We start from the raw sequence: 17,523 nt of genomic DNA, 5'->3' as shown, positions 1-17,523 counted from the left end.
CCGGACGCACCGGACCCAGCGCAGCGGCACGCGCCCTGTCCGGTCGGGTGCGCCCCGCTGCGCGCCTGTTGATCAGCCCCGCGGGCCGATCAGTCCCAGGGATCGCCCTCGGCGGTCATGTCCGACGCCCGTCTGGCGTCCTGCTCTTCGAGTTCGGCCGCCTGCCGGGCCTGGTCGCGGGCCTTCTCGGCCTTGTCGTTGAAGGCGTCGGAGGCCTCGTCGTGGGCGATGGCGGCGCGCTGCGCCGGGTCCTCGTGCTGGTGGTGGGCCATGCCACGGAGCTTGTCCAAGATGCCCATGTCTCCTCCTAGCGTCCGATCGGACGATGGGCTTCCCTCACTGTCACACTACGCCGCCGCGCATGCCACCGGGGCGGCCCCGGAACGGGACCGCCCCGGCCGTTGCGGCAGAGCAGGGTCACCACGGCTTGTCGGTGTCGTCCCGGTCGCGTTCGCCCTGCTCGATGGCGTCCTCGGCGCTCTGCTTCGCCTTCGCGGACCGGTCGGACAGCGCGTCCGACGCCTGCTCGGGCTTGTCACCGAGGGCGCTCTTCGCCTGCTCCTTCGCCTCCTGAGCCTTGTCGTTGAACTTGTCCTTGAGGCCCATGTCTCCTCCTCGGGATGCGATGGACGATGGGCTGCGACCACTGTGGCACCGGGGACGCGGCAGCGCATGTCGGAGGGCTCGGGAGGCGCGCGGGCGCGGGTGGCCAGCGCGCCGGGGGCACCAGAAGGGTGTCGACGAGGTAGACGGTGGCGTTGGCGGTCCCGATGTCACCGCAGACCACCCGGGCACCGCCGTTCACCGCGAAGTCGTCGACCGCACCGGTCACCACCAGATCACCGCCCTGAAGCGTCGGGTGGGCGCCCGCGAGCGCGGTCGGGGCGACCCTGCGGGGGACGACGTGGTAGGTCACGACCTCGGCCAGCCTGTCCCGGTCCGCGAGCAGCGCGTGCAGCTCGGGTCCGGACAGCTTGGCGAAGGCGTCGTCGGTCGGTGCGAAGAGCGTGACGGCCTGGGCCGAGTCGAGGGTGTTCGTCAGTCCGGCGGTCCCGATGGCGGCGACCAGGATGGAGAGCCGCGGGATCCGGGAGGCGGCGGTGACCACCGGTTCCGAGGCCGCGGCGCCCCTCTCGGCTGCGTCGGGGCAGGCTGGCCCGAAGGGCTGCTCCGGGGCGGACACCGCCGTCCGGGCCGCCGGCTCGACCGTCGGCGGTGCACCGGTGCCGCGACCGGCCGGCTCGACGCGGCCGGCCGGGACGGTGCCGCCGCAGGCACCCAGGGTGAACGCGAGGACGCCGCTCGCCAGCAGCGCGGCGAGCTTGGCGGTGCGGATACCGGGCATGTCGGTTCTCTCGTGACGAAGGGGTGTTCGGTCACCCCGCCGGGTCACCCCGCCGGGTCGGTCAGCGGGCCGAGGCGGGCTGGATCTCGGGGACGAGCGGCACGATCCGAGCCCCCGTGTCCAGGACCGCCATGGCGCGTACGGTCCCCGAGCCGGGTCCCGGCACGGCCACGGGACCGCCGTTGCGGGTCGGGGCGAGGGTGACGGTTCCGGTGGCGACGAGGCCGGTGAGGGCGAGCAGCGCGGTGGCCGCACCCGCGGCGGCGACGTGCGTCCGGGTGCGGCGGCGCAGCAGGTCGGTGGGCTGGGCGCGGACCGCGCAGGGGTCGAACTCCGGTGACCCGGTGAGCCGTTCGGCGGCGTCCGGGTAGGCGGTGAGCAGCAGGTCACCGGCGCGTACGACGGCGATCGGCTCTCGGACGCCGAGCCGTCCGAGCCACTCGGCGGCCTGGGCGTCCGTCAGTCCGTCCAGCAGGCGCAGCAGACAGCCCGCCCGCGCCGCCGGGGGCAGCCGGGCGAGCGCCTGGTGGAGAGCGACGTCCTCGGGGCTGCCGGCGGCGGGGAACAGTCGCAGGCCCCAGACCAGCGGCAGCGGGAGCGGAAGGCGGTGCCGGGCGGTGGCCAGGGAGCGGCGCAGGACCCGGAGCCGGATGGTCTGGTAGGTGCGCTCGGCCGGGTCGGCGGCGGGCGCCGCCGCTGCCGCGACCACGGCGGTCAGCGGCCGGTGCGGGAGGGAGCGCTGGACGATCCCGTGGGCGGCGAGCACCCGGCGGTGCCGGTTCCCGGTGCCGGCCAGGACGAGGTACGCCAGCCTGGTCAGCTCCGTGTAGCCGCCGACCAGCGCGGCCTCGTGCTCGGCCGGCGTCGTGCGGGCCGCCCGCCCGGCGGGCATGCGCTGCCGGGGGCGGCGGGGCGACGGCGGCGCACCGTCCGTCCGCTGCTCCTCGAACCGTGTCCGACCGGCCACCGGGCCACCCCACTCTCCCGGTCCGTCCCGGGGGCTCGTGCTGTGCCGGCGGACCGGAGTCCGCCCCGGTGGGAAACGAACGGATCATGAGATGGTCACCACGCCGGGCGCCCGGAGCCCAGGACGCACACGGCGGACGGCCGCCCCCGGCCCCGGGGACACGCGTCCCTGGGGCCGGGGGCTTCCGGGCACACCCGAACGGGGCCGCCGCTCGGTGCGGGGTCGCCGCTCGGTGGGGCCGCCACTGTGCGGGTCAGCCGGAGATGCTGGCCGTGCCGGTCTCCAGGTGACCGGAGAAGCGCTGGGAGAAGGTCGGGTCGGAGCTGACGGTGACGGTGAAGTCGTACCAGCCGTCGGTGTAGGCAACGGCGTTGAAGTAGTCGCTGGTGCTGCCGCCGACCGGGACGGTGTAGGTCCAGGGGCCGTCGGTGCGGTAGGCGTTGGGCGCGACGGTGAAGGTGACCGGGGCACTGCCCGCGTTGTCGAGCTTGAACCAGATCGCCGGCCGGCCGGTGTCCGGGGCGTTCGCGTAGGACGCGGTGACGGTGACCGTCTTGCCGGGCTTGGTGGCGTCGCCCTTGAAGCGGCGCAGGAAGCGGTTGGGGCCCGTGACGCTCAGGTCGTACGGGCCGTTGCCGAAGTTGGTGCCGCAGTTGAAGAAGTCGCTCTGGTTGCCGCCGGGGTCGACCGTGTACTGCCACGGGCCGCCGCTGCGGTACGCGTTGGCGTAGGCCGCGAAGTGCGCCGAGTTCACTGCCGCCGCGCCCTCGTTGGCCATCTTCAGCCAGACCTTCATCACACCGCCGGAGCCGAACTCCAGGTGGTCGAGGTTGGCGTTCGGCTGGTAGGGCAGGGCGCGGGCCGGACGGGTGCCGGGCTCCTGCAGGGGCAGCGCGTTGTTGCTCGGCGACGGGTTGAACTGCGGGCCGCAGGTGGCCAGGCCGATGGTCTGCGAGGTGTCGGGCAGTGCGGGCATCCCGTACACCGGGTTGGCGAAGTCGAAGACGCCGGTGAGGTCGCCGCAGACCTTCCGCCGCCAGTCGCTGATGTTGACGCACTTGGCGGGCGTCCCGATGGCGGCCGTCCACTGCTCCAGGAAGCGCAGCACCGAGGTGTGGTCGAAGACCTCGGAGTTGACCCAACCACCCCGGCTCCAGGGCGAGATGGCTATCAGCGGGACCCGGAAGCCGAGCCCGATGTTGGTGCCGTTGTAGAACTCACCGGGCGTCCCGGCGGGGGCGGCGGGCGGCGGGACGTGGTCGAAGAAGCCGTCGTTCTCGTCGTAGTTGAGCAGCAGGATGGTGGAGTTGAAGACGTCGGGGTCGGCGTTCAGGGCGTCCATCACCATGTGCACGAAGTGCGCGCCGTCCTCGGGCGTGGCGTACGGGTGCTCGGAGGACTGCTGGTCGGCGACGATCCAGGAGACCTGCGGGAGCGTGCCGCCCAGGACGTCCGCCTTGATGGCGGCGGCGATGTCGTCCGGGGTCCGGCCGGTGGCCTTGGGGACGGAGCCCATCCCCTTGACCGCGAGCGCGCTGCCCGCCGGGGCGTTCGCGAACTGGCTGAAGTAGGCGAGCGCGTTGTCGCCGAAGTTGTCGGCGGCGTTCTGGTAGACCTTCCAGCTCACCCCGGCGTTCTCCAGCGCCTCGGCGTAGGTCTGCCAGCGCAGGCCCTTCTCGTCGCCGCCGTCGTACGCCGGCCCGCCGGCGCTGCCGGCCGGGTCGATCATGCCGCTCCAGTGGTAGGTGCGGTTGGGACCGGTGGCGCTGAGCACCGAGCAGAAGTAGGCGTCGCAGATGGTCCAGTTGTCGGCCAGCGCGTAGTGGAACGGGATGTCGGAGCGCTGCAGGTAGCCGAGCGTGCGGACGGTGCCCTTGGCGGACACCCAGGAGTCCATCTTGCCGCCGTTCCACGCCTTGTGCTGGTCGGACCAGGCGTGCGCGAGGTCGCCGTTGCACTGGGCCTGGGTCTCGGCGGTGGAACCGGGGCCCGAGCCGCTCGCGTTGAAGGCCCACGGGTACTGCCGGGAGAACAGGCCGTTCGGCTGGTTGAAGACGCTGTAGCCGCCGGCGATCTGGATGGCGCTGCGGTCGGCGAACCCGCGGACGCCCTTGAGCGTGCCGAAGTAGTGGTCGAAGCTGCGGTTCTCCTGCATCAGGATCACGATGTGCCGGGCGTCGGTGATGGTGCCGGTGCTGCCCGGGCCCGCACCGCCGCCGGCCGCCGAGGCGGACGCGGCGCCACCGGCCACCGACCCGGCGACCGCCGCGCTCGCCGCCGCGCTCGCGGACAGCGACATGAACTTCCTACGACTCAGCTCAGCCATCTCGGGCCGACCGTCCCTTCAGTCGCGATGTTGTGCACACACGTTGTGTCCACGCCACCGATCGCGCAGCATCTTTGCGCAGGTCCGGGCTCCGGGCCATGGCTGTGCAGTAAGGATTGTCGGACTGTTCAGACGTACTTAGCCTTTCTACCGCCAGATGAACGAAATGTCAGCGGTCCTTGACCGTGATCCCCAGGGCATGGGCGAACTGCGGCGCCAGCTCGAAGAGTTGGGTTGTGGAGATGAGGGCGCCGCGCAGCCCCTGCGGCCCGTCGGGGAGTCCGAGCCGGACCGCGCCGCGCAGGTCCACCTGGCGCAGCCGGGCGGTGCCGAACCTGACCTCGTCCAGGGTGCTGCCCGGGAACGAGACGTCCGTCAGCTTGGCGTCGCCGAAGTCGATGTCGCGCAGCAGGCAGTCCTCGAAGACCACGTCGCGCAGCAGGGCGCCGCGCAGGTTCACGGACTCCAGCTTGCAGTGGCGCAGCACCACCCGGCGCAGCGCGGAGCCGTACGCCGAGACCCCGGCGAGCACCGTGCCGAGCAACTGGGCGTCCTGCCACTCGCTCTCGGGCGCGGCGACCGCGACCCAGCGGCTGCCCTGGACCCAGACCTCGTTGAACCTGGCCTGGCGGAGCTTGACGCCGCTGAGCTCGACACCGGTGAAGGCGCACTCCAGGAAGCTCGCGCCGTTCGCCGGCTGGTCCTGGTAGGTGCCGCCGTCGAAGTGGACGGTGTCGTAGCGCTCGTCCTTGCGCAGCGGGCCCGTGTGCGGGCGGAGCAGGTGGCCGTAGGGCAGGTCGGAGACCTGTTCGTAGGCGGGTGGCATCGCTTCTCTTCTCCTCGGACCGGCGCGACGGTCATGCTCGCACGGGCCACCGACAGCACCCGCGCCGAGCGCCCGCCAGGGCTGACCGGGCGCCGACGCACGGCCGCCGGCGCGCCCGCTCAGCCCTGGCGGGCCCGCAGGGTGATCCCGGCGGCCACCGCGGCGGCCGTGACCAGTCCGGCCGGCAGCACGCCGTTCGCTCCGGCCAGGGTGCACAGCAGGGTCGCCAACGCTGCGACGGGAAGGACGAGTTGGGCCACTCCGTGCTTGACATGCCGGGCGTGCAGCAGCCAGACGGTGAACAGGTACAGCGCCGCCGGTACGGTCAGCGCGGCGGTCGCGGCAGCCCCGGAGACGTGCGCCTGTCCGACGGCGTACTCGACCGCGACCTCGAGGCCGGACCCGATCGCCGCCGCCGAGACGAAGACCAGGTAGTGCCCGTACCCCCAGACGAAGGCCTGCCGGTTGGAGCGCAGGTGGTCGTGGATCGGCTCGGCGAAGTAGATCCACCAGGCGCCGAAGCAGAGCAGCAGGCCGCCCACCGCGACGATCAGCAGCCGGGCGAGGGCCTCGTGTTCGTCCAGGCCGGACTGGACGGCGACGGTCGCGGCGGAGACCGTCTCACCGAGCACGATCAGGGTGAACAGGCCGTAGCGCTCGGAGATGTGGTGCGGGTGCCAGGTGCTCTGGACGCGGCGTTCGGCGAGGACCGGGACGGACAGCTCGGCGACGATCATCACGACCAGGGCGATGGCCCTGGCCGTCCCGTCGAGCACCAGCAGCGCCGGCCACCAGCCGAGCTGGCAGAGGGCGATGCCGCCCGCGTAGCGCAGGGCCATGGTGCGTTCGGCCCCGGTGGAGCCCGCCGCCGCGCGCAGCCACTGGGTGAGCAGCGCGACCCGCATCACGGCGTAACCAACCACGAACAGCGCGAAGTTCCGTTCCTCGAAGGCGCGCGGCACCCCGGCCGCGACGATCAGCACACCGGCGATCTGGACCAGGGTGGTGATCCGGTACGGGACGTCGTCCACGTCGTAGGCGGAGGCGAACCAGGTGAAGTTCATCCAGGCCCACCAGATGGCGAAGAACGACATCAGATAGCCGGGCAGCCCCATGCCGTAGTGGCCTTCGGCCAGCGCGTGGGCGAGCTCCCGGCCGGCCTGCGCCACGGCCACCACGAAACAGAGGTCGAAGAACAACTCCAGTGGCGTGGCGGTCCGGTGGGCCTCGTCGCGACGGCGCCCGGCCATCCGCCGCACCGGCTTCGCCGCGGCCTGGGACGGCGACTCGGGGGCTGTCTCGCTGCTCATGGCTCCGCCTTGCTCGGGGTGGGCGCGTCAGCGCGATCCTGGCACCCCGAAACCCCCGGCGCACGCACCGCTGCGGCACGCCGTATGAGCCGGTTCCAACCGATTTGCGCATCCGTCAGCGACAGTTGACGGTGCAGTGCGCGAACCGGGTGACAGCTCGTCCGCTTCCGGGCGTGCCCTGTGGAAGCCGTCCTGTCCGCCTCGATCGGCCCGCTAGATTCCCTCCCAGGTTGGAAAGCGACGACACGGGCGGTCTGCGAGCAACGCGGAAGGTCAAGGCCGATGGCGGGAGTGGGGGGCGGATCCACCGCCCTCCCGTGTCCACACCACCGGCCTCGTGATCACCGCGCTGCTCGCCAGTGCCGCCTGCTGTTCGTCATGCCCTCAGCCGCCCGCCGTCACTTCTCCCAGCCGACCTTGGTGATGTCCGTGTCCGCGAGGCTGCCGGCACCGTAGTTCGCCAGGCCCTTGCGGACGGCCAGGATGCTGGGCCGCTGGTAGAGCTCGACGGTGTGGCCGAGTTCCCAGATCTTGGCGTCGGCCTGGTTGTAGAGCTTGTCGGCCTCCGCCCGGTCGAGCGTGCTGGACGCCTTCTTCAGCAGCGAATCGATCTCCGGGGTGCTGAGCTTGGAGTAGTTCCCGAAGACGTTGTCGCCCTCGGGCTCACGGAAGATGGCCACCGTCTGGGAGAGCGGGAAGGAGCCGGTGTTCCGCCAGCTGGCCAGGTCGAACTTGCCCTGGTCGATGTACTTGGTGAAGTACTCCTTGCTGGACACCTTGTCGATGTCCAGCTTGACCCCCACCTGCTGCAGCATGTTCTGCACGGCGGAGACCATGTCCAGCTGCTGCTGGGGGCTGCCGTCACTGACCACGAAGTGCAGCTCCAGCGACTGGCCGTCCTTGGTGCGCGGCTGCCCCGGCGACGCCTCCTTCCAACCCGCCTTGTCCAGCAGCTGCTTGGCGGCGTCCGGGGAGAACGCGGCCCAGTCGCCCGAATTGTTCTGGTAGCCGGACTGGTTGATCATGTAGAGGTGGTTGTCGAGCTTCTTGAACTCGACCGGCACACCCTGGTTGACCACCTTGATGAGCGCGTCGCGGTCGATCGCCCGGCCGAGCGCCTGCCGGACCGCCTGGTCGGCCAGTGCGCCGTTGCCGCCGAAGGAGATGTGCACCTCGTCCCACGGGGTGCCGGTGCGGATCGTGGTGTCCTTGGCGTCCTTGAGCTGGCCGTACGCGGTGGCGTTGCCGGCCGGCGCGTCGTCCACCTCGTTGTTGAGGTACGCCTGGGTGATCGCGGGGGTGTCCATCACCCGGTAGGTGATCTTGTCCAGCTTGGCCGGGGTGCCCCACCAGTCGGGGTTGCGGACGAGCGTGATGGTCTGCGCGCTCTTGTCCATGCTCCCGATCTTGAGCGGACCGCCGAAGACCGGGACCTTCTCGACCAGTCCGCTGTTGAACACGTCCGCGCCGGAGAGCAGGGAGGCCGGCAGCAGCGGGCTGAAGAGCTTCTGCCAGTCCGCGTACGGGGAGCTGAAGGTCACCTTGACCTCCTGGTCGTCGGCGCCCTTCTCCACACTGGAGATCTGCTCGTAGCCGGACGGGTCCGCGATGTTGTAGCCGGCGGCCTTTCCGTTGGTGGACTGCCAGACGGCCTTGAAGTCCTCGTACGAGATCGGCTTCCCGTCGGACCACTTCGCCTTCGGGTTGATCTTGTAGGTCACCACCTGCGGCGAGCTGGAGGTGACCTCGGCCGAGGTCAGGTACTCCGGCACCGGGTGGTAGACGCCCTTGGCGTCGGTCCGGAATATCTTCGCCTCGACGTAGCCCATGATCTCGACCGCGTCGCCGTAGGTGCCGTCCACCTGGTACGGGTTCCACTGGGTGATCCACTGCTGGAGCGGGAACCGGACCTCGCCGCCGTCCTTGACCTTGTCCAGTGGCTGGGCGTTGACGTCCTCGGCGTCCTGGACGGGGGAGACCGTCTTGGCCGCATCACCCGTCGAACCCGAGCCGCCGGAGCTGCAGCCGGTGACGGTCAGCGCCAGGGCGATCGCGACGACGGCGGCCCGGCCGAGGCCACGGGCTGTGGTGGATGCGTCCATGAGGGGTTCCCCCGGAGAGTCTTCGAAAGATTCCGGCCGCCGGGCATGGCAAGCCTTGAGCGTGGGCAGCCAATTCGGGTGCCCAGCGAGGAGGAACGTAACAGCGGATCAGTTCCGCCACCAGGGGCAGGTGTTCACACCTGATCGAATCGCAACGGGACGAAACGCCGCCGCAATGCTCCGTAAGTACCCGACTGAAAGACTCCGACCTGCAATTTCCCCCACCCGGGAGGAAACGCCGACGCCGCAACCCCTGGACGACCGCCCGCTCGTGCCGTAGAACTGCTGCGCGAAAGTGCGTCAAGTACCCCCTCACCGAAGGCTATTGATCATGCGCAGCAGGCACCCGAACAGCACCCCCGGTGGCGGGCGGTGATCCGCTACCTGGCCAAGCGTCTGGCGTACTACGTCGCCCTGCTGGTCGTCGCGGTCTTCCTGGCGTACGCGCTCTCCAGCACCGCGCTCGGCCCCCGGACGTACTTCGAGGCCAAGCAGCCCCGCCCGTCCGCCGCTTCGGTGGACCGGCAGTTGACCGCGCTGAACATCAACGACCACACCCCGGTGGTGGAACGTTTCGGCACCTGGTCGAGCAGTCTGCTCCTGCACGCCGACCTCGGCCGGACCATCCACAACACCTCGGTGAACGCCGAGTTCGGGCGCCGGATCCTGGTGTCACTGCGCCTGCTGCTGATCGGCAGTCTGCTCGGCATGCTGCTCGGGGTCGCGGGCGGCGCCTGGAGCGCCGTTCGCCAGTACCGGATGTCCGACCGGGTGCTGACCCTGGTCTCGTTCGTCCTGCTCTCGACCCCCGTCTTCCTGCTCGCCCTGCTGCTGAAGAACGGCGCCATCGCCGCCAAGGACGCCGTCGGCCACGAGGTCGTGCCGTTCACCGGGTACGAGACCCCCGGGCTGTCCGGCGGGATCGGCGCCCACCTCGGCGACTGGGCGCTGCACCTGCTGCTGCCCACGCTCTCGCTGGCCCTCGGCGGGCTGGCGATGTACAGCCGCTACCAGCGCGGCACCATGCTGGACGTCCTCGGCTCCGACTACCTGCGCACCGCCGAGGCCAAGGGCCTGACCCGCAACCGGGCCCTGCTCAAGCACGGGCTGCGGACCGCGATCATCCCGATGTCGACCATGTTCGCCTACAGCTTCCTGGGCATCTTCACCGGCGCCACCTTCACCGAGACCATCTTCGGCTGGCACGGGATGGGCGAGTGGTTCATCCAGGCGATCAACGAGCAGGACGTCAACTCGGTGATCGCGGTCAACCTGTTCGCCGCCGTGGTGGTGCTGGCCTCGGGCTTCCTCGCGGACCTGCTGAACGCCGCGCTCGACCCGCGCGTACGGTCCTGAGGAGCCGACCGACATGACTGCCGTTCCCCCCACCGTTCCCCCCACGGCCGCGGCGATCGCGGAGGGCCCCCCGTCCCCGGTGCCCGAGCAGGCCGCACCGGCCGGCCGGCTGCGGCTGGTGCTGGGCAGGATGCTGGCCTCGCGCGGCGTGCTGGCCGGCGGCGCGATCGTGCTGCTGCTCTTCCTGCTCGCCTTCGGCGGCCCGTTCCTGACCCCGTGGAACTACGCCACCCCCGACTACCTGTCGATCCGTCAGGCACCCTCGGGCCAGCACTGGTTCGGCACCAACGGCCTCGGCCAGGACGTCTTCGCCCAGACCGTGCGCGGTCTGCAGAAGTCGCTGGTGATCGGCCTGCTGGTGGCCTTCTTCTCCACCGTGGTGGCCTCCCTGGTCGGCGCCTGCGCCGGGTACTTCGGCGGCTGGACGGACCGGGCGCTCACCTTCCTGGTGGACCTGATGCTGGTCTTCCCCAGCTTCCTGATCATCACCATCATCTCGCCCAAGCTGCGCGGGGCCGGCTGGATCGCCTTCGTGGCCCTGCTGGCCGCCTTCAACTGGATGATCACCGCCCGGGTGGTCCGCTCGATGACCCGCTCGCTCAAGGAGCGCGAGTTCGTCCGGGCGGCCCAGTTCATGGGGGTCAAGCCGCTGCGGATCATCCTGCGGCACATCCTGCCGAACGTCGCCTCGTTCCTGATCACCGATGCCACCATCGCGGTCGGGGCCGCCGTGATGAGCGAGACCGCGCTCTCCTACTTCGGCTTCGGCGTCCGCGCCCCCGACGTCTCGCTCGGCACCCTGCTCGCCGCCGGAACCGACCAGGCCCCGGTCTTCCCCTGGCTGTTCTACTTCGCCGCCGGGCTGCTGGTGCTCTTCGTCCTGGCGATCAACCTGATCGGCGACGGCCTGCGCGACGCCCTCGACCCGACCTCGGAAGGGACCCGGCCCGCACGGAAGTCCCGCACCCCTCGGAGCAGCAAGTGACCACCACCGTCGAGACCGACCTCCTGACCGTCAGCGACCTGAGCGTCGACTTCGACGGCGTCCCGGCCGTGCGCGGGGTGGACCTGCGGCTGCGGCGCGGCGAGACCCTCGGCATCGTCGGCGAGTCCGGATCGGGCAAGTCCGTCACCTCGCTGGCGATCCTGGGCCTGCTGCCGACCACCGCGACGGTGGGCGGCTCGGTCCGGCTGGACGGGCGCGAACTGGTCGGCCTGCCCAACCGGGAGCTGGCCGCCGTCCGGGGCCGGAAGGTGGCGATGGTCTTCCAGGACCCACTCTCCGCCTTCACCCCCGTCTACCGGATCGGCGACCAGATCGTCGAGGCCCTGCGCATCCACCAGGACCTCGACAAGCCGACGGCGCGCAAGCGGGCCGCCGAACTGCTCGACCTGGTCGGCATCCCCGCCCCCGAACGCGCGCTGGCCGGCTTCCCGCACGAGTTCTCCGGCGGCATGCGCCAGCGCGCGATGATCGCGATGGCGATCGCCAACGATCCCGACATCCTGCTCGCGGACGAGCCCACCACGGCGCTCGACGTCACCATCCAGGCCCAGGTGCTCGACGTCCTGCGCACCGCACAGCGCGAGACCGGCGCGGCACTGGTCCTGGTCAGCCATGACCTCGGCGTGATCGCCGGGATGGCCGACCGGGTCGCGGTGATGTACGCCGGGCGCGTGGTCGAAACAGCAGGCGTGGACGAGCTGTTCGCGCGCCCTAGGCATCCGTACACACTCGGCCTGATCGGCGCGGTGCCCCGCCTCGACACCGGTGGCGGACCGCTGGTCCCGATCCCCGGCGGGCCGCCCACCCTGGCCACCCTGCCGCCCGGGTGCCCGTTCGCGGCCCGCTGCCCGCTCGCCGAGGACCGCTGCCGCACCGGGGAACCCCCGCTGACCGGTGCGGACGGCCACCTGGCGGCCTGCGTACGAGCCGCGGAGCTGGCCGAACGCGGCCCCGCGCCGAGCGAGGTCTACCCGGTACCCGCGCTGCCGCCGGCCGCGGCCGCCCGGCCCCGGGACGAGCGCGAGAACGTGCTGCGGGTGACCGGGCTGGCCAAGACCTTCCCGGTGCTCAAGGGCAGCGTCTTCAAGCGGAAGGTCGGCGAGGTGTACGCCGTGGACGGCGTCGAGCTGGACATCCGGCGCGGCGAGACCCTCGGCCTGGTCGGCGAGTCGGGCTCGGGCAAGTCCACCACGCTCTTCGAACTGCTGCGCCTGGCCGAGCCCGAGGCCGGGCGGATCGAACTCCTGGGCCAGGACACCGCCCGGCTGGACCGGTCGGCCGCACACCGGCTGCGGTCCGACATCCAGATCGTCTTCCAGGATCCGATGGCCAGCCTGGACCCGCGGATGCCGGTCTCGGACATCGTCGCCGAACCGCTGCTGGCGCAGGGTGCGGCGCGCGAGCTGATCGGACGGCGGGTGCCCGAACTCCTGCGCCAGGTCGGGCTGGACGCGGCGCACGCCACCCGCTACCCGCACCAGTTCTCCGGCGGGCAGCGGCAGCGGATCTCGATCGCGCGGGCGCTCGCGGTGCAACCGCAACTGCTGGTGCTGGACGAGCCGGTGTCGGCCCTGGACGTGTCCGTGCAGGCGGGCGTGCTCAACCTGCTCCAGCAGCTCAAGGCGGAGCTGGGGCTCGCCTACCTCTTCGTCTCGCACGACCTGTCGGTGATCCGGCACCTCTCCGACCGGGTCAGCGTGATGTACCTCGGGCGGACCGTCGAGTCCGGCGCGGTCGACGAGGTCTTCGAGCGACCCCGGCACCCGTACACCCGGGCACTGCTCTCGGCCGTCCCGCTGCCCGACCCCGCCGCCGAACGCAGCCGGAAGCGCATCCTGCTGGCCGGTGACCCGCCCTCCCCCACCGAACGGCCCGCCGGCTGTCCGTTCCGCGCCCGCTGCCCCGTCTACACCACCCTGCCGTCCGACCTCCGCACCCGCTGCGAACAGGAGCCCCCCACCCTCACCGAAGCCGCCCTTGGCCGGGACCACCACGCCGCCTGCCACCACCCGGACGCCTGAGCCGCCGCACCGGGGGCGACACGCCTGCACGGGACGCGACCAGCGGACCCGGTGGACCGTCCGACCGGTCCGACGGTCCACTGGTCCGACGACCCGACGGCTCGCCGGGCCACGGAAAGCGACCGCCCGATCACGATTCGGAGATTCGGGCGAGGTCGCGTAGAGTCTTCCACGTCAGCAGGCGCCGCTAGCTCAGTTGGTTAGAGCAGCTGACTCTTAATCAGCGGGTCCGGGGTTCGAGTCCCTGGCGGCGCACAGACAGACCGAGGGCCTTCTCACGACGGTGAGGAGGCCCTCGGGCGTTTCCGGGTTCCACCCGGCCGGCAACCTCGCCCCGCGCAACCACGGTGTTGCAGTCTCTTGAACCGGCATGAACTCTGCCTTGAATCCGAAGGTAGATAGGCCGATCCATGCCTAGGATTCAAGGCAGGCGCCGACGCCCCACCGGGCCTTCCTCGCGCCCACTCCACCGCCCCGCCATCCCTGGATCGGTTCGCCATGCTCTCCTCCGCACCCCGCCGGGTCGCGGCCACCGCCGCCGCCTCCGTTCTCGCCGCCACCCTGCTGGCAGCCTGCGACAGCACCTCCGACGGCAGCGCCTCGGGAAGGGTCCGGATCGGAATCTCCGGCTCCGGCTCCGACTGGGACGTCCTCAAGGAGAAGGCCAAGGCCGAGGGCATCGACGTCGAACTGGTCACCTTCGACGACTACGCGCTGCCCAACAAGGCCCTGGCCGCCGGCGACATCGAACTCAACGCCTTCCAGCACCTGGCTTTCCTCAGCCAGTTCAACGCCAACACCGGCACCGACATCGTGCCGATCGGCGCCACCTCGGTCGCCCCGCTCGGACTGTTCTCGCTGAAGCACAAGAGCGTCGACCGGATCCCCGACAACGGGCAGATCGCGATCCCCAACGACCCGTCCAACCAGGGCCGCGCGCTGCGGGTACTGGAGCAGGCCAAGCTGCTGAAGCTCAAGGACACCACCGGGCTCTACGGCACCCCGGACGACATCACGGACAACCCCAGGCACCTGAAGATCGTGCCGGTGGACGCCCAGCAGACCCCGCGCAGCCTCCAGGACGTGGACGGCGCCGTGATCAACTCGGGCGTAGCCGGCCAGGCCGGCTACGAGCCCAAGCAGGCGATCTTCCAGGACGACCCCGAGGCGCCCACCACCCGCCCGTACGTCAACGTGATCGCTGCCCGGGCGAAGGACCGGGACAACCCCACCTACAAGCGGATCGCGGAGCTCTACCACTCCCCCGAGGTGCAGGCCGCGTCGGCGAAGGAGTCCAAGGGCTCCAGCGTCCCCAGCGACCTCGACGCCCCGGCCCTGCAGGCCGAGTTGGACCGGCTGACCAAGCAGGTGAAGGCCGGATGATCGAGCTCGTCAACGTCACCAAGACCTACCCCGGCAAGCGGTCGGGCGCCCCGGCCGCCCCCGCCGTGGACGATGTCACGCTCACCGTCCCGGGCGGCAGCGTCTTCGGCGTCATCGGCCACAGCGGCGCCGGGAAGAGCACCCTGCTGCGGCTCGTCAACCAGCTGGAGCGGGCGGATTCGGGATCCGTCCGGCTCGACGGGGTCGACCTGAGCGCGCTGAGCGAACGACGGCTGCGCCCGTACCGGCGCGAGATCGGCATGGTCTTCCAGCAGTTCAACCTCTTCAACTCCCGTACCGTCCACGGGAACGTGGCCTACCCGCTGAAGCTCGCCGGCCTCTCCCGGGCGGAGGTCCGCACCCGCGCCCACGAGGCGCTGGAGTTCGTCGGCCTCGGCGCGTACGCCAAGCGCCACCCCGACCGGCTCTCCGGCGGACAGCGCCAACGCGTCGGCGTCGCACGGGCCTTGGCCACCTCGCCGAGCGTCCTGCTGAGCGACGAGGCCACCAGCGCGCTCGACCCGGAGACCACCCGGGAGGTACTGGCCCTGCTCCAGCGGGTCAACACCGAACTGGGCGTCACCATCGTGCTGATCACCCACGAGATGGACGTGGTCCGGCGGATCTGCGACCGGATCGCCGTGATGGACGGCGGCCGGGTGGTCGAGACCGGCGAGGCGTACCGCGTCTTCGCCGAACCGGCGCACCCCACCACCGCCGCCTTCGTGCGCTCCGTCCTGCCCGACCGCCCGGACGGCGAGCAACTGCTGCGCCTGCGCGAACGGCACCCCGGACGCCTGGTCACCGTACCGTTCACGCACGACGGCGACCTCGGACGCGGACTGTCCCGGCTGCTGCGCGAACACCACCTCGACTTCTCCCTGGTGCACGGCGGCATCAGCGAGGTCGGGCGGCGCCCGCTCGGCACCGTGACCCTCGAACTGCACGGCGAGGACGGCGACATCGGCGCCTTCCTGGCCCGGCTCGGCCGAACGGGAGAGGTGGTGGCGGCATGAAGGTCGACTGGAACGCCTTCTGGCCGAAGGTGGTCGACGCGACCGGCCAGACCGTCTACATGGTGCTGGTCACCCTGCTGCTCTCCTCGCTCCTCGGGCTGGCGCTGGGCCTGCTGCTCTACGCCACCCGCCCGGGGAACCTGCTGCAGAACCGGGTGCTCTTCACGATGCTCAACCTGCTGATCAACCTGGTGCGGCCGGTGCCGTTCATCATCGCGATCGTGGCCCTGGCCCCCGTCACCCGGGCGGTCACCGGCTCGATGATCGGCACCGACGCGGCGGTCTTCCCGATGGTCCTGGTGGCCACCTTCGGCGTGGCCCGGATCGTCGAGAACAACCTGGTCTCGGTCGACCCCGGGGTGATCGAGGCGGCCCGGGCGATGGGCGCCGGCCCGGTACGGATCGTCCTCACCGTCCTGGTGCCGGAAGCCCTCGGCCCGCTGGTCCTCGGGCTCACCTTCGTCCTGGTCGCGCTGATCGACTTCTCCGCGGTGGCCGGCACGGTCGGCGGCGGCGGGGTCGGCAACCTGGCCATGACGTACGGGTACCTGCGGTTCGACACCTCCGTGATGGTGGTGACGGTCGCGATCCTGATCGTCCTGGTCCAGGCCGCCCAGCTGGCCGGCAACCTGCTGGCCCGCAAGGTCCTCCGCCGCTGAACCCCGCCCGCAGCACCGGCCGGGCCGGGCCCGGGGGCGCGGGACCTGCGCAAACGGCCCGCTCCCCGGGGACCAGCCCCCGGGAACAACGAGTGCACGACCGGCCCGGGCCCAGGGCCTGCGCCGCCGGGGCCCAGGGCCCGTGCCGGCGAGCCGCGGCGGTGCGCGGTGGCCCGCGCAGGTCCCCGGCGCTATCCGGTCGTACCGAGGATCGCCTCGGCCACCGCGTCCGGCCGGTCGAACATCAGCAGGTGACCCGCCGGAGCCACCGTGCGGTACTCGGCCCCGAGCAGCTCGGCGAGCCCTCGCTGCGCCTCCAGCCACCGCCGGGTGCGCCGCGAGTCCCGCCCGTCGTCGGCCGCCAGCACGGTGACCGGCACCCGCGGCAGCGGCGCGTCGCGGCGCAGCTCGGGGGGCGGCCGCTTCCCGCGCCGTGGGTCCCCCCCCTCCGCGGGGCCCGCCCCGGGGGGCGCGGGCGGGCGGCGGCCCCCCGGGGCGGCGGGCGCCCCCACGTCCCGGTAGCTGGTGTTCTCCCGCAGGACCGCCCGCAGCGCCCGGCCCGGCCGGTAGCACCGGCGCACCAGCTCGACGGGCGCCGGGTCATCGCGCCGCACCGTGCTCGCCCGCGCGACCAGCCTCCGCCCGGCCGGTCCGCACAGGTACGGGACCGCCAGCGCGGTCGCCGAGGCCGCGAGCGTACGCGCCGTCAGATCGCGCAGTCCGGGAACCGGGCGTGGCCGGGTCCCGGGCTCGACGCTGCCGTCCAGCAGGACCAGACCGGCCGTGCGATCGGGGTGGAGGCGGGCGAAGGCCTCGGCGTGGAACCCGGCGAGCGAGTGGCCCGCCACCGTACAGCGGCCGGTCAGGCCGAGGGAGTCCAGGACCTTGCGGATCCGCTCCGCCTCCCGTACCGCCGTCGGGACGAGCCGCGCCGGGGCACTGAGCCCGTAGCCGGGCCGGTCGAAGCGGACCACCGTACGGTGCGGCGCGAGCAGCGCGACAACGGCGTCCCAGTCGAACCAGCTGCACCCCAGACCACCGCTGAGCACGCAGACCGGGCCCCGGCCCTCGGACCGTACGTGCAGCGGAGTGCCGTCGATCAGCACGATCCGCACCACGCCAGCCCCCGGCTCCGGGGCGGGCCGCGCCGTGCCGGGGACCGGAGCCCGTTCGCCCCCGCCCGAAGCCCCTCTGCCCCCGCCCTCA

15 protein-coding genes and 1 tRNA gene are annotated in these 17,523 nt (G+C 71.8%); 7 read left to right on the top strand and 9 right to left on the bottom strand.

The window, feature by feature from the left end:
* Positions 1–89 precede the first annotated feature (89 nt).
* From ACFC1R_RS07610 to ACFC1R_RS07575, 8 genes are all read right to left on the bottom strand, one after another.
* Entirely contained in the window at positions 90–299 is a 210-nt protein-coding gene (locus tag ACFC1R_RS07610) for a hypothetical protein (RefSeq protein ID WP_375934287.1), read from the bottom strand.
* A gap of 118 nt (positions 300–417) precedes the next feature.
* Positions 418–606: a hypothetical protein gene (locus ACFC1R_RS07605; RefSeq protein WP_375934284.1), complete on the bottom strand. Its 189-nt coding sequence runs from the start codon at positions 604–606 to the stop codon at positions 418–420.
* Positions 536–1,345 carry a fasciclin domain-containing protein gene (locus ACFC1R_RS07600; protein WP_375934281.1) on the bottom strand — a complete coding sequence of 270 codons (810 nt, stop codon included), beginning with the start codon at positions 1,343–1,345 and terminating at the stop codon, positions 536–538. The genes ACFC1R_RS07605 and ACFC1R_RS07600 overlap by 71 nt, the downstream gene beginning before the upstream one ends.
* A 61-nt stretch (positions 1,346–1,406) precedes the next feature.
* Complete coding sequence (locus tag ACFC1R_RS07595) at positions 1,407–2,312, bottom strand: hypothetical protein (protein WP_375934278.1); 906 nt, start codon at positions 2,310–2,312, stop codon at positions 1,407–1,409.
* Between the two features lie 253 nt (positions 2,313–2,565).
* Entirely contained in the window at positions 2,566–4,638 is a 2,073-nt protein-coding gene (locus tag ACFC1R_RS07590) for a phosphocholine-specific phospholipase C (protein ID WP_375934275.1), read from the bottom strand.
* A gap of 169 nt (positions 4,639–4,807) precedes the next feature.
* Positions 4,808–5,464 carry a pentapeptide repeat-containing protein gene (locus tag ACFC1R_RS07585; RefSeq protein WP_375934272.1) on the bottom strand — a complete coding sequence of 219 codons (657 nt, stop codon included), beginning with the start codon at positions 5,462–5,464 and terminating at the stop codon, positions 4,808–4,810.
* A 119-nt stretch (positions 5,465–5,583) separates the two neighbouring features.
* Positions 5,584–6,774 (bottom strand): low temperature requirement protein A, encoded by a 1,191-nt coding sequence (locus ACFC1R_RS07580; RefSeq protein WP_375934269.1) that lies wholly within the window; start codon positions 6,772–6,774, stop codon positions 5,584–5,586.
* 398 nt (positions 6,775–7,172) lie between these two features.
* Positions 7,173–8,876: an ABC transporter family substrate-binding protein gene (locus ACFC1R_RS07575; RefSeq protein ID WP_375934266.1), complete on the bottom strand. Its 1,704-nt coding sequence runs from the start codon at positions 8,874–8,876 to the stop codon at positions 7,173–7,175.
* A 372-nt stretch (positions 8,877–9,248) separates the two neighbouring features.
* Here ACFC1R_RS07575 and ACFC1R_RS07570 point away from each other — a divergent pair, with 372 nt between their 5' ends.
* The 7 genes from ACFC1R_RS07570 to ACFC1R_RS07540 all read left to right on the top strand — a co-directional run bounded on the left by ACFC1R_RS07570 (position 9,249) and on the right by ACFC1R_RS07540 (position 16,317).
* Positions 9,249–10,232 (top strand): ABC transporter permease, encoded by a 984-nt coding sequence (locus tag ACFC1R_RS07570; protein WP_375934263.1) that lies wholly within the window; start codon positions 9,249–9,251, stop codon positions 10,230–10,232.
* Between the two features lie 13 nt (positions 10,233–10,245).
* Positions 10,246–11,217 (top strand): ABC transporter permease, encoded by a 972-nt coding sequence (locus ACFC1R_RS07565; protein WP_375934260.1) that lies wholly within the window; start codon positions 10,246–10,248, stop codon positions 11,215–11,217.
* Positions 11,214–13,259 carry a dipeptide ABC transporter ATP-binding protein gene (locus ACFC1R_RS07560; protein ID WP_375934257.1) on the top strand — a complete coding sequence of 682 codons (2,046 nt, stop codon included), beginning with the start codon at positions 11,214–11,216 and terminating at the stop codon, positions 13,257–13,259. Before ACFC1R_RS07565 ends, ACFC1R_RS07560 begins: the two co-directional genes overlap by 4 nt.
* A gap of 181 nt (positions 13,260–13,440) precedes the next feature.
* Positions 13,441–13,514: transfer RNA gene (locus ACFC1R_RS07555), tRNA-Lys, on the top strand.
* Between the two features lie 243 nt (positions 13,515–13,757).
* Positions 13,758–14,642, top strand: a complete 885-nt coding sequence (locus ACFC1R_RS07550; protein WP_375934254.1) for a MetQ/NlpA family ABC transporter substrate-binding protein — start codon at positions 13,758–13,760, stop codon at positions 14,640–14,642.
* Positions 14,639–15,658, top strand: a complete 1,020-nt coding sequence (locus ACFC1R_RS07545) for a methionine ABC transporter ATP-binding protein (RefSeq protein ID WP_375934251.1) — start codon at positions 14,639–14,641, stop codon at positions 15,656–15,658. The genes ACFC1R_RS07550 and ACFC1R_RS07545 overlap by 4 nt, the downstream gene beginning before the upstream one ends.
* Positions 15,655–16,317, top strand: a complete 663-nt coding sequence (locus ACFC1R_RS07540) for a methionine ABC transporter permease (protein ID WP_375934248.1) — start codon at positions 15,655–15,657, stop codon at positions 16,315–16,317. Before ACFC1R_RS07545 ends, ACFC1R_RS07540 begins: the two co-directional genes overlap by 4 nt.
* Before the next feature lie 191 nt (positions 16,318–16,508).
* Here the strand turns inward: ACFC1R_RS07540 and ACFC1R_RS07535 are convergent, their stop codons facing one another.
* The gene (locus tag ACFC1R_RS07535; RefSeq protein ID WP_375934246.1) at positions 16,509–17,435 is read right to left on the bottom strand and encodes an alpha/beta fold hydrolase; all 927 of its coding nucleotides are present in this window, start codon (positions 17,433–17,435) and stop codon (positions 16,509–16,511) included.
* Between the last annotated feature and the right edge of the window lie 88 nt (positions 17,436–17,523).

It is taken from the genome of Kitasatospora sp. NPDC056138 (assembly GCF_042264695.1).
Classification (GTDB): domain Bacteria; phylum Actinomycetota; class Actinomycetes; order Streptomycetales; family Streptomycetaceae; genus Kitasatospora.
Note: the sequence above shows the minus strand (reverse complement) of the source record. Positions and strands in the feature narration are given on the sequence as shown.

What these genes read in the sequence shown, in the direction of transcription:
- ACFC1R_RS07600 (WP_375934281.1), bottom strand. Translation starts at nt 1,345, where the DNA reads ATGCCCGGTATCCGCACCGCCAAGCTCGCCGCGCTGCTGGCGAGCGGC.
- ACFC1R_RS07550 (WP_375934254.1), top strand. Translation starts at nt 13,758, where the DNA reads ATGCTCTCCTCCGCACCCCGCCGGGTCGCGGCCACCGCCGCCGCCTCC.
- ACFC1R_RS07580 (WP_375934269.1), bottom strand. Translation starts at nt 6,774, where the DNA reads ATGAGCAGCGAGACAGCCCCCGAGTCGCCGTCCCAGGCCGCGGCGAAG.
- ACFC1R_RS07605 (WP_375934284.1), bottom strand. Translation starts at nt 606, where the DNA reads ATGGGCCTCAAGGACAAGTTCAACGACAAGGCTCAGGAGGCGAAGGAG.
- ACFC1R_RS07610 (WP_375934287.1), bottom strand. Translation starts at nt 299, where the DNA reads ATGGGCATCTTGGACAAGCTCCGTGGCATGGCCCACCACCAGCACGAG.
- ACFC1R_RS07575 (WP_375934266.1), bottom strand. Translation starts at nt 8,876, where the DNA reads ATGGACGCATCCACCACAGCCCGTGGCCTCGGCCGGGCCGCCGTCGTC.
- ACFC1R_RS07565 (WP_375934260.1), top strand. Translation starts at nt 10,246, where the DNA reads ATGACTGCCGTTCCCCCCACCGTTCCCCCCACGGCCGCGGCGATCGCG.
- ACFC1R_RS07540 (WP_375934248.1), top strand. Translation starts at nt 15,655, where the DNA reads ATGAAGGTCGACTGGAACGCCTTCTGGCCGAAGGTGGTCGACGCGACC.
- ACFC1R_RS07590 (WP_375934275.1), bottom strand. Translation starts at nt 4,638, where the DNA reads ATGGCTGAGCTGAGTCGTAGGAAGTTCATGTCGCTGTCCGCGAGCGCG.
- ACFC1R_RS07545 (WP_375934251.1), top strand. Translation starts at nt 14,639, where the DNA reads ATGATCGAGCTCGTCAACGTCACCAAGACCTACCCCGGCAAGCGGTCG.
- ACFC1R_RS07585 (WP_375934272.1), bottom strand. Translation starts at nt 5,464, where the DNA reads ATGCCACCCGCCTACGAACAGGTCTCCGACCTGCCCTACGGCCACCTG.